At 59.5% G+C, this 15,059-nt stretch carries 8 protein-coding genes and 1 tRNA gene; 6 read left to right on the top strand and 3 right to left on the bottom strand.

Going from position 1 to position 15,059, the window contains the following annotated elements; translation table 11 throughout:
* Positions 1–34: 34 nt before the first annotated feature.
* Positions 35–1,990 (top strand): nucleoside-diphosphate sugar epimerase/dehydratase, encoded by a 1,956-nt coding sequence (locus A15D_RS09665; protein WP_233192194.1) that lies wholly within the window; start codon positions 35–37, stop codon positions 1,988–1,990.
* Positions 1,991–2,393: 403 nt separating this feature from the next.
* On the opposite strand, the gene A15D_RS09660 is transcribed toward A15D_RS09665, so the two are convergent.
* Positions 2,394–2,469: transfer RNA gene (locus tag A15D_RS09660), tRNA-Asn, on the bottom strand.
* Between the two features lie 68 nt (positions 2,470–2,537).
* Positions 2,538–3,728, bottom strand: a complete 1,191-nt coding sequence (locus A15D_RS09655) for a pyridoxal phosphate-dependent aminotransferase (RefSeq protein ID WP_102791761.1) — start codon at positions 3,726–3,728, stop codon at positions 2,538–2,540.
* 348 nt (positions 3,729–4,076) lie between these two features.
* Between A15D_RS09655 and uvrB the strand changes: the two genes are divergently transcribed.
* Entirely contained in the window at positions 4,077–6,095 is a 2,019-nt protein-coding gene (uvrB, locus tag A15D_RS09650; protein WP_102791760.1) for an excinuclease ABC subunit UvrB, read from the top strand.
* Between the two features lie 138 nt (positions 6,096–6,233).
* Here uvrB and cysZ read toward each other — a convergent pair whose 3' ends face one another.
* Positions 6,234–7,007, bottom strand: coding sequence for a sulfate transporter CysZ (gene cysZ / locus A15D_RS09645; protein WP_022985029.1), 774 nt, complete (start codon positions 7,005–7,007; stop codon positions 6,234–6,236).
* Between the two features lie 445 nt (positions 7,008–7,452).
* On the opposite strand from cysZ, the gene smc reads away from it, so the two are divergent.
* The 4 genes from smc (at position 7,453) to A15D_RS09625 (ending at position 15,012) form a co-directional block, all read left to right on the top strand.
* A complete protein-coding gene (gene smc / locus A15D_RS09640) occupies positions 7,453–10,950 on the top strand; it encodes a chromosome segregation protein SMC (RefSeq protein ID WP_102791759.1) in 3,498 nt (1,165 codons plus the stop codon).
* A gap of 55 nt (positions 10,951–11,005) precedes the next feature.
* Positions 11,006–11,929 carry a cell division protein ZipA gene (zipA, locus tag A15D_RS09635; RefSeq protein WP_102791758.1) on the top strand — a complete coding sequence of 308 codons (924 nt, stop codon included), beginning with the start codon at positions 11,006–11,008 and terminating at the stop codon, positions 11,927–11,929.
* 171 nt (positions 11,930–12,100) lie between these two features.
* On the top strand, positions 12,101–14,434 hold the full coding sequence (gene ligA, locus A15D_RS09630; protein ID WP_102791757.1) for an NAD-dependent DNA ligase LigA: 2,334 nt from the start codon (positions 12,101–12,103) through the stop codon (positions 14,432–14,434).
* Positions 14,431–15,012, top strand: coding sequence for a transglycosylase SLT domain-containing protein (locus A15D_RS09625; protein WP_102791756.1), 582 nt, complete (start codon positions 14,431–14,433; stop codon positions 15,010–15,012). The genes ligA and A15D_RS09625 overlap by 4 nt, the downstream gene beginning before the upstream one ends.
* Positions 15,013–15,059: the final 47 nt, after the last annotated feature.

The raw sequence follows: 15,059 nt of genomic DNA, 5'->3' as shown, positions 1-15,059 counted from the left end.
GTGAGTGGTCTGTTCTGGCAGGGGAAGGAATCCTATGACCAGTAAAGTGCTTTATTTTTCTGTCTACCGTTTAACGCTGTTGCCTCGCACCCTCAAGCGTTTGGTCATGATGATCGCAGATGCGCTTGTGGCGCCGTTGTTGATATGGGTGGCGTTTGCCCTGCGCTTGAGTGAGTTGCAACCCAATATTCAGGATCCGTGGCTGTTTCTGGCCGCTCCTGCCATTCTTGTCCCTGCGCTCTACATTGCCGGGTTTTATCGTTCGATGATCCGGTATGTAGGGGCGGAGGTCGCCTGGAGTATGTTTGCCGGGGTCAGTGCGGCGGTGGTATTGCTGGCTGCGGCCTCTTACATGGTGCCTGCGACCTGGGTGCCGCGGTCGGTGTTCCTGATCTGGGGAGCGCTGTCCTTGCTGTACCTTGGCGGCTGTCGTTTTGTCTTGCGCCGCTTTCTTGTACACGTGCTCGGTGGTGTTTTCGATCGTCAGCCGGTTGCTGTTTTTGGTGCAGGTTCGGCTGGCGCGCAGTTGGTGGCAGCACTACAGTCAAGTGCTGAATTCTTCCCTTCTCTGATCGTTGATGATGCGGCTGGCAAGCACGGCACACTGATGGCTGGGGTGCCGGTTGTTGGGCGTGAGAAGCTTGAGAAAATGGCGCGCCGAGGCAATGTGAGTGCCGTTCTTCTGGCGGTGCCGTCATTGACTCGAACCAGTCGAATGGCAATCGTTCGTTGGCTGGAAACCCTTAATTTACGGGTGCAGACTGTCCCGGCCTTTACTGACATTGCCAGTGGTAAGGCCCGAATCGAAGAGGTTCGGGATGTGGCGATCGAGGATCTGTTGGGGCGTGATGCAGTTCCTCCTCGTCAGGATTTGCTGCATGGCTGTATTACCGGTAAGGCGGTTCTGGTCACCGGCGCGGGGGGCTCTATTGGCTCTGAACTGTGTCGCCAGATCCTCAGGTTGGAACCTTCTCGCCTGATTCTTTTTGAGCAAAGTGAATTCAGCCTCTACGCGGTAGAGCGTGAACTCAGGGATTACCTTGAGGGCGCCGGGATTTCCGTCGAGATCGAGGCCATGCTGGGCTCTGTCGTGAACAAGGGGCACGTCGAGCGAGTCTGCCGGCGCTATGCGGTTCAGACCGTTTATCATGCTGCAGCCTACAAGCATGTGCCGATCGTTGAGGCGAATCCTGCCGCTGGGGTGAGAAACAACATTATCGGTACCCTTGAAGCCGCCCTCGGCGCAGAGGCTGCAGGTGTGCGTCATTTCATTCTGGTCTCAACCGATAAAGCCGTTCGCCCGACAAATGTTATGGGGGCCACCAAGCGCTTCGCCGAGCAAGTGTTGCAGGCCATGGCCGAGCGGGGTTCCGACACCATTTTCACCATGGTGCGTTTCGGCAATGTGCTCGGTTCTTCCGGGTCGGTTGTGCCGTTGTTTCGTGAGCAGATTCGTGACGGTGGTCCCGTGACAGTCACGCACCCTGATGTGATTCGTTATTTTATGACGATTCCGGAGGCGTCTCAGTTGGTGATTCAGGCGGGAGCCATGGCGAAAGGCGGCGAGGTGTTTGTGCTGGATATGGGCGATCCGGTGAAAATTGTTGATCTCGCCACTACTATGGTGCATCTGATGGGGTATTCGGTTCGCGATGTGGATAATCCATCAGGAGAGATTGAGATACGTTTTACGGGGTTGCGTCCGGGCGAAAAGCTCTACGAAGAGTTGCTCATTGGTGAGTCCAGTGTCGGCACTGAGCATGAAATGATCTTGCAGGCATTCGAAGAAAAGCTTTCCTGGGCCGAGGTGCTACGTGCCATCGAGTCGTTCCGTGAGTGCCTGGATGTGGCGGACGGGGCGCGTCTGAAAGGGTTGCTACGGCAGTATGTGAAGGGGTATGAGCCCGGTGGTGCCGGTGTTGAGAAGCCTGAAGGGTTGGGTACCCGTGAGTTGCCGCGCTTGGTGGTCAACAAAGATAGCATTGAATAACTGTCCTTCCTTGGCACGTGTAGGTTGGTGTGGTGAGGAAATAGAGGGGGATTTCTCCCCTCGCTTGGGCTCGGGATCGCCATGCAAGCATGGCTCCTACAGCGGTTTTGGTGCTTTGGGTTAATGGAAGGGGGATATCCGTTTCTATTTGGCTCCGCCTGCTGAGCGCGAACCAGGCAAAGCCGAAGGGGTTGCCAATGATTAACCGTTGCCCGAAGGGCAACCAATCATTGGGCAAAGAAAAAGGGCCTACCCGATGGGTAGGCCCTTTCTGTTTGGCTCCGCCTGCTGGGCTCGAACTAGGCAAAGCCGAAGGGTTTGCCAATGATTAACCGTTGCCCGAAGGGCAACCAATCATTGGGCAAAGAAAAAGGGCCTACCCGATGGGTAGGCCCTTTTTGTTTGGCTCCGCCTGCTGGGCTCGAACCAGCGACCCAATGATTAACAGTCATTTGCTCTACCAACTGAGCTAAGGCGGAATGTCTTGAGGCGCGTATATTAGTGACGCGCCCCGGGGTCGTCAACACCCCGGGGGTGCGTTTGTTGCTTATTTAGCCAGTGCCTTCTCAATTCGGCTGATGGCTTCCTTCAGGGTGTCCATGCCCACGGCAAAAGACAGGCGCATGCAGCCGGGGGCGCCGAAGGCGGAACCGGGTACCAGTGCCACTTCTGCGGTCTCCAGCAGCAGGGCGGCCAGATCGGTATCGGTTTCGATGCCGTCCATGTTGGCGATTGCCTCAGAGAAGTCCGGGAACGCATAGAAGGTGCCGTCGCCCTGGGCGCATTTCACGCCGGGCAGGGCATCCAGCGCTGCGGTCAGGTAGTCATGGCGCTCCTTGAATGCCTTGACCATCTCGTCGACACAGCCTTGGTCGCCAGCCAGCGCGGTTTCTGCGGCGGCCTGGCTGATGGAGGCCGGGTTGGAGGTGGACTGGGACTGCACTTTCTTCATGGCCGCGATCAGTTTCTGCGGGCCAGCGGCATAGCCGATGCGCCAGCCGGTCATGGAGTAGGCCTTGGAGACCCCATTCATGACTACGGTGCGGTCGTACAGCTCCGGGGTGGCATTGACGATGTTCACGAACGGCTTGCCGGTCCACAGGATGTGCTCGTACATGTCGTCGGTGGCGACGATGATGTCCGGGTGTTTCTTCAGCACTTCACCCAGGGCGGCCAGCTCTTCGATGGAATAGGCCATGCCGGAGGGGTTGGACGGGCTGTTGATCACGAACAGGCGGGTTTTCGGGGTGATCGCAGCTTCCAGTTGCTCCGGGGTGATCTTGAAGCGACTGTTTACGTCGGTTTCGATGATCTTCGGTACGCCGCCAGCGACCAGCACCATGTCCGGGTAGCTGACCCAGTAAGGGGCGGGGATGATGGCTTCGTCGCCGTCGTTCAGCAGGGCCAGAGCCATGTTGAAGAAGGACTGCTTGCCACCGCTGGAGACCAGAATCTGGTTGGCTTCATAGTCCAGGCCGTTATCGCGCTTGTACTTGTCGATAATGGCTTTTTTCAGACCGGGAGTGCCGTCGACCGGGGTGTATTTGGTCTTGCCGGCGTTAATCGCTTCAATAGCGGCTTGCTTGATATGTTCCGGGGTATCGAAATCCGGCTCACCGGCACCCAGCCCAATAATGTCTTTGCCCTGAGCGCGCAGCTCACCGGCTTTTGCGGTGATGGCCAGGGTGGGAGAGGGCTTGATGCGTTGTACGCGGTCGGAAAGGCTGATATCGGACATGCACTCCTCGTTCGTCTGAGTAGTCGCTCGGCGGCGCTTTTGACGCAGCGTCGGACGTAGAAAGGGGCGTGCATTTTACCGGACTTGGTAGCTAATGTCCCGTATTTCCTGTGGAGGCGGGGAGGCTTCGCGGTCGAACGACCGCTCCCACGTCGGGCAGGAGGTGTTTTCTGTGGGGGCGGTCGTTCGAGCGTGATTGACTGGCTCATCAGAATCATCGAGGTGCCGCCGCCCCCACAGAGGGGTTGCTGTCATCACGCCTTTGCCATGCCAGCTCTGCTACACTAGGTGCCGATTTTGCCACTGTGATTTTGCTGCCCTTTGGGTGGCGGCCATCAGGAAGCCCTCATGTCTGAAAGCCTGTTCAAGCTCCATTCCGATTACCAGCCTGCGGGCGATCAGCCCACTGCGATTGCCCAGCTGATCGAGGGGATCAACGATGGTTTGGGGCATCAGACCCTGCTGGGGGTAACCGGGTCGGGCAAGACGTTCACCATGGCCAATGTGATCCAGCAGACCGGGCGTCCGACGATCATCATGGCACCCAACAAGACGCTGGCGGCGCAGTTGTACGGGGAGTTCAAGGAGTTCTTCCCGGAAAACGCAGTGGAGTATTTCGTCTCGTACTACGATTACTACCAGCCGGAAGCCTATGTGCCGAGCTCCGATACCTTTATCGAGAAAGATGCGTCGGTGAACGAGCAGATTGAGCAAATGCGACTGTCGGCCACCAAGGCGATTCTGGAGCGACAGGACACTATCATCGTGGCCACCGTATCGGCCATTTATGGTCTGGGTGATCCGGCCAGTTACCACGCGATGGTATTGCACCTGGTGCGTGGCGACAGCATCGATCAGCGTGATCTGCTGCGTCGTCTGGCGGAGCTGCAGTACACCCGTAACGAAATGGATTTTCGCCGGGCCACGTATCGAGTGCGCGGCGATGTGATCGATATCTTTCCGGCGGAAGAAGAAAAGGAAGCGGTGCGCATTGAGTTGTTCGACGATGAGGTGGAGTCCATCAGCATTTTCGATCCGCTCACCGGCGAGGTGATCAAGCGGGTCAGTCGCATCACGGTGTACCCCAAGAGCCACTACGTCACCCCACGGGAGGTGGTGTTGAAAGCGGTGGACATGATCAAGGAAGAGCTGGATGAGCGGCTCAAGGAATTGAAAGAGCAAAACAAGCTGGTGGAAGCCCAGCGACTGGAGCAGCGCACCCGGTTCGATATCGAAATGCTGCAGGAGCTGGGTTACTGCAACGGGGTGGAAAACTATTCCCGCTTGTTTTCCGGTCGCGCCCCTGGCGAAGCGCCGCCGACCCTGTTCGATTATCTGCCCGAGAATGCGTTGCTGATTGCGGACGAGTCCCATGTGACCATCCCGCAGTTGGGAGCCATGTATAAAGGTGACCGCTCCCGAAAGGAAACGCTGGTCAACTTCGGCTTCCGGCTGCCTTCCGCCATGGATAACCGTCCGTTGAAATTCGAGGAGTGGGAGCAGCTGGCACCCCAGATGGTGTTTGTGTCGGCGACCCCCGGCCCCTATGAGGAGAAGTACGCGGGCCAGGTGGTGGAACAGGTGGTGCGCCCCACCGGCCTGGTGGACCCACAAATCGAGATTCGCCCGGCTACCACCCAGGTGGACGATTTGCTGGGGGAGGCCAAAGAGGCCATCGAGAAGGGCGAGCGGGTGCTGGTGACCACGCTCACCAAGCGCATGGCAGAAGACCTGACCGAGTATCTGGGCGAGCATGGGATCAGTGTGCGTTATCTGCACTCCGACATTGATACCGTGGAGCGGGTAGAAATCATCCGTGACCTGCGGCTGGGCAAGTTCGACGTGTTGGTGGGGATCAACCTGTTGCGAGAAGGTCTGGATATGCCGGAAGTTGCGCTGGTGGCGATTCTGGATGCCGACAAGGAAGGTTTCCTGCGGGCGGAACGCTCGCTGATCCAGACGATTGGCCGTGCTGCGCGGAATGTGAAGGGTCGCGCCATTCTTTATGCCGACAAGATGACCGGCTCCATGGAGCGGGCCATCGACGAAACCAACCGTCGCCGGGAGAAGCAGGAAGCCTTCAACAAGGCGCATGGCATCACCCCGCAGGCGCTCAACAAGAAAGTCCGTGACATCATGGACGACAGTGGCGGCAGCCAGTTTGACCGCAAGGCGGGCAAGGGCCCGCAGAAGAAAGTGGCCGAGCCAACCTCACCCTACGAGTCCATGTCACCCGCTCAGCTGGCCAAGGAAATCGAAAAGCTGGAAGCGAAGATGATGGCGCACGCCAAGAACCTGGAATTCGAAGATGCGGCGGCGACAAGGGATCAGATTCATCAGCTGCGTGAGTTGGGTTTTATGCGCTAGAAAGCAGTTAACAGTGAATAGTTAACAGTGAACAGTGCGCGTTAAGCCTTTTAGGTTCCTGGAACCATGAGGCCGCGCCCATGGGTTGGGTGCGGCCTCATTGCTTGAAGACAAAAACAAACGCGGCTCGCGCCGCTGTTAACTGTTAACTGTTCCTTGTTCACTCAGCTGCTCCACCCAAATCAGCGTCCCCGCAATTACCGCCACCGGCATGATGAACAGGTTAACCAGCGGGATCATGGTAAGCGCCATGACCACGGCGCCGAAGGTGAGTACCAGCCAGCGTCGGGTTTTCAGTCGCTCGAGCATTACCTCGAAGGGGACCTGGCGGTTATCGGCGCCGAAATCGATGTACTGCATGCCCAGCAGCCAGCCGGACCACAGGAACCAGATGGCGGAGGCGAACACATTGATGACCGGGATGAAGTAAATGACCCCGACCACCAGCAGGACCAGCAGGGCACGCCACAGCCAGTACCAGGTTTTGCGCAGTTCGCGCTTGAAGGTCCGCACGATCATGGCGGGGATGGATTCTTCCGGCATGGGGTGCCCGGTCACCTGGAAATCCACTTTTTCTGCCAGGAACCCCATGAACGGTGCCGCGATCAGCTGCACGCCGATAGAGAAGATGCTGGCGAACAGCGCCAATAACAGGATCCACACCAGGATGATGGCGGCATCGAGGATGAAGTCGATGGCACCGTTCAGGAAGCTCCAGGTGCCGGTGAGGGCCCAGTCGGCGGTGCTGGCGGTGATCCAGCCGGCAATCCAGCTGCCGCTGGCCCAATACAGGCCACCGAACACCAGGATGTTGAAAATCAGCGGCACAATGACATACGGCCGCAGTTCCCGGGTGCGGGCCAGCTGCAGGCTGCGTTTGAGGTAGCTGATAGCGTCGGCAATCTGGGACACAGGCAATCCTTGGGTAAGAGCAGCTGCGAGCGATGAGCTGTCAGCTGCGAGGAAAAAGACAGGTTGTGGAAATGGTACCTGTCGCGCCCCCTGCTGCACAGGGTGGGGGAGAGCGGCTGCAAGCCTCAAGCTACAAGCTACAAGGAAAGGCTCCATCCTTTTCTGTGGGAGCGGTCGTTCGACCGCGATTGGGGGGGCAGGCTTTCGGTGGAATTGCCGCTGCTCAATCATCAAATTCGGTAAAAGCTGACCCACCTTGGGCATGCAGTGTGCTGAGTAAGGCGTGTAGCGGCCTTTATCGGTATCTCGCCTGATGAATTCACTGCCGGTTGTCGCTAGACTTAGTCCTTTTAATGCCCACGGTGCGCCGTTACGGCTTAAGGGGGCGGCGAAACACAGATTTTCGCCCATTATTTGGCCTGCTGGCCCGAGTTAAGCAGACACTATGCGACTGAAATCCATAAAACTGGCCGGGTTCAAGTCCTTTGTGGACCCTACCACCACCAATTTCCCGGAAAATCTCACCGCTGTGGTGGGGCCCAACGGGTGTGGGAAGTCCAATATCATTGATGCGGTTCGCTGGGTGATGGGGGAATCCTCCGCCAAGCACTTGCGCGGCGAGTCCATGGCCGACGTGATTTTCAACGGCTCCAACGCCCGCAAACCGGTGGCCCAGGCCTCTATCGAGCTGATCTTCGATAACTCCGATGCCACCGTCACCGGTGAATACGGCAAGTTCAACGAGATTTCCGTCAAGCGCCAGGTGACCCGGGATGGCCAATCCAATTATTTCCTGAATGGCACCAAATGCCGTCGCAAGGACATTGCCGATATCTTCTTGGGTACGGGCCTGGGGCCGCGCAGTTACGCGATTATCGAGCAGGGCATGATTTCCCGCCTGATCGAGGCGAAACCGGAAGAGCTGCGGGTTTACATCGAAGAAGCCGCCGGGATCTCCAAGTACAAGGCGCGTCGTCGTGAGACGGAAAACCGCATCCGCCGTACTCGCGAGAACCTGGAGCGCCTGACCGACATCCGCGAAGAACTGGAGCGCCAGCTGGAGCGCTTGAGCCGTCAGGCCAGTGCGGCGGAAAAGTACAAGCAATACAAGGAAGAAGAGCGTCTCAAGGGCGCTCAGCTCAAGGCATTGCGCTGGAAAGGCCTGGATACCCAGGTGCAGCAACTCGACCATGTGATTGGCGAGCTGGACGTCTCCATCGAAGCCAAGGTGGCGGAGCAGCGCCATGTGGATGCCGAGGTGGAGCGGCTCCGAGAGCAGCACCACGAGGTGCAGGAGCGGTTTAACGAAGTGCAGCAGCACTTCTACGCCCTGGGTGCCGAGGTGGCGCGGCTGGAGCAGAACATCCAGAACCAGCGCGAGCGCAAGCAGCAGCTCTATGAAGAGCTGGATCAGATCAATGCCAGCTTCCGGGAGTCCGACGAGCACCTGACGATGGACACGGAAAAAGTGGCCGAGCTGGATGCCATTCTGGCCGAGCGTGAGCCCGAGCTGGAAATGATCAGCGAGCAGCAGGAGGTCTCCAGTGAGGCGCTGGCGCTGGCCGAAGAGGCCATGCAGAACTGGCAGCAGGCATGGGAAGAATTCAACGGCAAATCTGGCGAATCGCGCCGGCAGGCCGAGGTAGAACAGTCCCGCATCCAGCATCTGGAGAAATCCCAGGAGCGCCTGCAGGACCGCATTGAGCGGCTCAAGAAAGAGCAGGAGTCTCTGGACGCCGGCCCGCTGGCGCAGGAAATGCGTCAGCTGGAAGAGCAGGTGGAGCAGTTCCGTGCCCAGACCGAGGAAAGCGAGCTGCGCAGTGAGAGCCTGCAGGAAGAGATTAACCAGATGCGCCGCGAAAACGGCGATCGGGGCCGCCAGCTGGAAGAGGCCCGCGAGAAGCTGCAGGCGCTGAAAGGCCGTCGCACCTCGCTGGAAGCCTTGCAGAAAGCGGCCATGGGCGATGACGGAGCGGTCAGTGACTGGCTCAATCGCCACGAGCTCGACGCCGAGCCGCGGTTGGCAGATCAGGTCCAGGTGGCGGAAGGCTGGGAGAAGGCCCTCGAAGCGGTGCTTGGCGACGCCCTGCAGGCCGTGGCGGTCAGCGGGCTGGATCAGGTCAGCGATTGGCTGGGCGACCTGGATCATGGTCGTCTTGCGTTGGTGAGCCCAGCCGGTGTCAAAGGCGAGGGCAGTGCGGGCGACTTGCTCCGTGACAAGGTTGACGGTCAGGTCCCGGAAGGGCTGCTGGCCGGGGTGTATGTGGCCGATAACCTGGATGCAGCCCTGACCCTGCGCGGGCAGCTGGCGGCGCACGAGTCGGTGGTGACCCGTGACGGTATCTGGCTCGGGCCGGACTGGCTGAAAGTGGCCAAAGAGGAAGACCAGGAAGCAGGCATTCTGGAGCGGCGCCGCGAACTGGAAAGCCTGGAAGACGAGATTGAAACCCTGCAGGTCACCGTGGATGAGCTCAAGGAGCAGCTGGAAAGCACTCGTGAGCAAATCGGTGAGCTGGAGGAAGAGCGTGAGGACGTTCAGCGCCAGGCGGCGCGCCTGAACCGCGATCTGGGCGAGATCAATGCCCAGGTCAGTGCCCGTCAGGTGCGTTTGGAGCAGATCACCATGCGCCGCGAGCGCCTTGGCAAGGAAATGGACGAAGCCAACGAGCAGCTCGAGCAGGAACAGGAACAGATGAAAGAGGGCCGGGCGGTGCTGGCGGAAGCGCTGGACGCCATGGAGGCGGACAGTGGCCAGCGCGAAGCGCTGTTGTCACGCCGTGACGAGCTGCGTCTGAAGCTCGACGAGGCCCGCCAGAAAGCCCGTCATGACCGGGATCAATCCCACCAGGTCGCTATGGAAGTGCAGGGGGCCAAGACCCAGGCCGATTCCCTGCGCCAGAACCTGTCTCGCCTGGAAGCGCAGGTGCAGGCCATGGCCGAGCGCAAGGCCCTGCTGGAAGAACAGACCCGGGAAGGCGACGACCCGGGCGCCGAGCTGCAGCAACAGCTGGAAGAAAAGCTGGCAGTGCGCCTGGAGGCAGAACACAAGCTCACCGAAGCCCGCCGTGAGCTGGAAACCGTGGACCACGAGATGCGCAATCTGGAAGGCCAGCGTGGGCAGTACGAGCGCCAGGCCCAGGAAATCCGCAGCACCATGGACCAGAAGCGCATGCAGTGGCAGGACCTGAGCACCCGTCGCCAGACGGTGGCGGAGCAGCTGTCCGAGCAGAACTTCGACCTGAAGACGATTCTCGACAACCTGCCCGAGGAAGCCAACGAACAGGAGTGGGCGCAGGAGATGGACCTGATCGGGCAGCGCATCTCCCGTTTGGGCCAGATCAACCTGGCGGCCATTGATGAGTACCAGCAGCAGTCTGAGCGCAAGAACTACCTGGACAGCCAGAATGACGATCTGGAAGACGCCCTCAAGACCCTGGAAAACGCCATTCGCAAGATCGACCGCGAAACCCGGGCGCGCTTCAAGGAGTACTTCGACCGGATCAACCGCGGCTTGCAGGAGCTGTTCCCGAAGGTATTTGGCGGTGGCCATGCCTACCTGGAACTGACCGGCGAAGACCTGCTGGATACCGGTGTGGCGATCATGGCGCGGCCGCCCGGCAAGCGGAACAGCACGATTCACCTGTTGTCCGGTGGTGAGAAGGCGCTGACCGCATTGTCACTGGTGTTCAGTATCTTCCAGCTCAACCCGGCACCGTTCTGTCTGCTGGATGAGGTGGACGCCCCGCTGGATGACGCCAACGTGGGCCGTTTCTGTAACCTGGTGTCGGAAATGTCTGCAAAAGTCCAATTCATCTACATCACACACAACAAGATTGCGATGGAGATGGCTGCTACCCTGATGGGGGTGACCATGCACGAGCCTGGGGTCTCCCGTCTGGTATCGGTGGATGTGGAAGAAGCTGCCGAAATGGCAGCCATGTGAGGAATACGTGTCGCCTTCGGGCGGCATAATCAGCGTAAGCAAGGAAGACGAGGCAATGGGCCTGAACCTGGAAACACTGATTGGCATTCTGGTAATTCTGATTCTGCTGATTCTCGCCGACGGCGTGCGGCGCATGATTCGTGAGCGGCATGGCCGGTTGCGCATGCGTATCGACCCCCGTTACCGGGATGCGCAGGAGGAAGAGCAGGACGGTTATAACCCGGAGGTGATAGGTACTGCCCGGGTTGTGCGTGAGGCCATCAAGCAGGACAGTATTTTTCCGCAGGACACGGCCGAGCAGGAAGAAACCCCGCCCACGGTCATGGAACCGGATGAAGCGGTTAGCGAGGCCCGTGCCGCCGAGCAGCAAAGCCTGTTCGCCGGCGATGAACCGGCAGAGCCCGAGGTTGTGCAGGAGCCGGCCTACGAGGCCGCCCCTGAACCTGAGCCCGCGCCAGAGCCCACCCCGGAGCCTGAACCGGCTCCGGCACCGAAGGCCCAGAAGCCGGCAGCACGCAAGTCCGAGGCCCCCCGTGAACCCCAACCTGTGCTGGAAGTGATCGTGGTGCACCTGATTGCCCGTCGTGGCGCGCCCTTTGATGGCGGAGAGTTGCTGCGGATGTTGCTGGAGTCCGGTCTGCGCTATGGCCAGATGAATATCTTCCATCGCCATGTCAGTGTGGATGGCCGTGATCAATTGCAGTTCTCCATGGCCAATGCGGTGGAGCCGGGTACCTTCGACCTGGATACCATGGAAGAAAAAACCTTTGCCGGGGTTACCTTTTTCATGAAGCTGCCTGGCCCGACCGATGCCATCGGTTCGCTGGATCGCATGTTGTCCATCTGCCAACGCCTGGCCACGGAACTGGACGGCGAACTGAAGGACGAACAACACAGCGTGCTGACCCCGCAGATGATGGAACACCTGCGTCAGAAGGTGCAGGAATTCGAGCGTCGCCAGCGGGTGCCGAGCGCGTAACAGCAGCTGTGAGCTACGAGCTGTCAGCTATGAGTAAAATCAAAACCGTAGGGCGGAAATTGCTGAAGGCAATCTCCGCCGTTTTTTTGGCGAAGATCGGCCGTCGCCGATTTCTGCCCTACGGGCGAATCGCTGTTAACTATTCACTATTAACTGTTCACTGCCTTTAACGTGCCCAATAACAACGACCTTTCCCAACAAGCCCAATCCCTTCGCGACCAGCTCAACGACTGGTCGTATCGCTATTACGTGCTGGATGATCCTGCGGTGCCCGATGCGGAGTACGACCGCCTTTACCGGGAGCTGAAGGCGTTGGAAGACGCACATCCGGAACTGATAACGGTGGATTCGCCGACCCAGCGGGTGGGTGATGTGCCGCTGGATGCTTTTGATCAGGTCCAGCATGAAGTGCCCATGCTCAGCCTCGACAATGTGTTTGACGACGACGAGCTGCGGGCGTTTGATCAGCGGGTGCGTGAGCGCCTGGATGTTGATGGCGAGGTGGCTTATGTCGCCGAACCCAAGCTGGATGGTCTGGCCATTTCCCTGCTCTATGAAAACGGTGAGCTGGTGCGAGCCGCCACCCGTGGTGACGGTCAGACCGGCGAGAACATTACTACCAATGCGCGCACTATTCGTTCGGTGCCACTGACGTTGCGTGGAGAGAAACTGCCTGAGCGGCTGGAAGTGCGCGGCGAGGTGGTGATGCCCCATGCCGGCTTTGCCAAATTAAATGAGCGCCAGGAAGCCGCCGGGCAGAAGGTCTTCGCCAACCCGCGTAATGCGGCGGCAGGGAGTCTGCGTCAGCTGGATTCTCGCATCACTGCCGAGCGTCCGCTGGAATTCTATGCCTATTCCATGGCGCAGCTGGAAGGCGTGGATGAGCCGGCCACCCACTCCGGCATGCTCGACATGCTGCGTGACTGGGGCCTGCGGGTGAACCCGGAAGTGCGGGTCTGCCAGGGCGTGGACCAGTTGCTGACCTTCTATCATGGGATTCTCGACAAGCGTGATCGGCTCGATTACGACATCGATGGTGTGGTGTACAAGGTGGACCGCTTTGATTGGCAGCGGGATCTGGGCTTTGTCAGCCGCGCGCCGCGCTGGGCCACCGCCCACAAATTCCCGGCTCAGGAAGAGCTGACCACGCTCAACGGCGTCGACTGGCAGGTCGGTCGTACCGGCGCGTTGACTCCGGTGGCGCGGTTGGAGCCGGTGTCGGTGGGGGGCGTCACGGTCAGTAATGCCACCCTGCACAATATGGATGAGATCCAGCGGTTGGATATTCGCATCGGCGATACCGTGGTGGTGTACCGGGCGGGAGATGTGATTCCCAAAGTGGTTCGCCCGATCCCTGAGCGGCGCCCGGCGGAGGCTCAAATCATCACCTTGCCCAGCCATTGTCCGGTTTGTGGCAGCGATATTCTCCGCGGCGATGGCGAAGTGGTGGCTCGCTGTACCGGCGGTCTGATCTGTGGTGCCCAGCAACGCGAGGCGATCAAGCATTTCGCGTCGCGGCGAGCCATGGATATTGATGGGTTGGGCGACAAGCTGGTGGACGCCCTGGTGGATCAGGAACTGATTGCCACGGTGGCCGACCTGTACCGTCTCAAGCCCGAGCAAGTGGCCGGGCTGGAAAGGATGGGCGACAAGTCCGCCGAGAACCTGATTGCTGCCCTCGAGGTCTCGAAGACAGTGAGTCTGGGGCGCTTTCTGTTTTCCCTGGGCATCCTGCAGATTGGTGAGGAAACGGCCAAGAACCTGGCCGATTGCTTCGGTGATCTGCAAACCATTCGCCGGGCGCCGCCGTTGTTGCTGCTGGCGGTGCCCGATGTGGGCATGGAAGTGGCCAAGGCCATTGGCGCTTTCTTTGCCGAAGCTGACAACGAAGCGGTGATCGATGGACTGCTGTCGGCAGGGGTGTCGCCCCAATCCGATGGCCAACCCTCGGCAGCCTTTACTGCCTCCCTGACGCTGGCACACCTGCTGAAATCTGCCAAGCGCCTGGGCATGGATCTGGAAGGCATTGGTGACAAGTCTCTGGAAACCCTGGCCAGCCATTACACCACCGTGGCCGGGCTGGTGGCAGGGGCGGCGGAAGGCGCGGGAGCAGAACCCAAGGGCGTGCGCTCTGGTGTCATGCTGCAACTGCGCAAGGCGCTGGCGGAGAACCAGTGGCAGGCACGGCTGGAAGATGCCGAAGCCATGGCCAGCGAACTGCAGGCACGGGCACCGGCCCAGGCGGAGAGCCGCCCACTGGATGGCCAGACCTGGGTGTTGACCGGCACGCTGGAAGCCTTTACCCGGGATCAGGCCAAGAAAGGGCTGCAGCAGCTGGGGGCAAAAGTGGCCGGCTCGGTGTCGAAGAACACGTCCATGGTCGCCGCAGGTGCCTCGGCGGGCTCCAAACTGGCCAAGGCCGAGGCGCTGGGGGTTGAGGTGTGTGACGAGGCCGCGCTACTGTCCTTGTTCAACGAGCACGGTATCGACCCGGGAGCATTATGAAACACTGGCTGACCCTGTTGCTGATGGCATTGATCTTGAATGGCTGTGCCGGCACGCCCACTAACACAGACAATGTGTGTGCGGTGTTCGATCAACGGGGGGGCTGGTTTAACAACTGGTACAAGTACGCAAAGAACACTGAGAAGGAGTACGGCGTACCGGTGCCGGTGCTGATGGCGACCATCTACAAGGAATCCGGTTTCAACGCCAAGGCCAAACCGCCGCGAACCAAGCTGCTGGGTTTCATCCCCTGGAAACGTCCGTCGACGGCCTATGGCTATCCCCAGGCGCTGGACAGCACGTGGGACTGGTACAAACAGGAAACGGGGCGTCGTGGCGCCGACCGCGATGATTTCAAGGACGCTATCCAGTTTGTGGGCTGGTATCACTACCAGAGCTACAAGAAGAATGGCGTGCCCCGCAACGACACCTATAGTCTGTATCTCAATTATTATGCCGGCCACGGAGGCTATGCCCGTGGTACCTGGAAGAATAATAAATGGATGAAAGGTGCCGCCCAGCGCACCGCGCAGATGGCCAACCGTTATGAGCAGCAGATGAAGGGCTGCGGTCGCTAGTTGTTACGTTTCGGGTGGTCCGGCAGTGATTGTGTGCCCGGTGTTAT

This window comes from Alcanivorax sp. MD8A, from assembly GCF_002888555.1.
GTDB lineage: Bacteria > Pseudomonadota > Gammaproteobacteria > Pseudomonadales > Alcanivoracaceae > Alcanivorax.
Note: the sequence above shows the minus strand (reverse complement) of the source record. Positions and strands in the feature narration are given on the sequence as shown.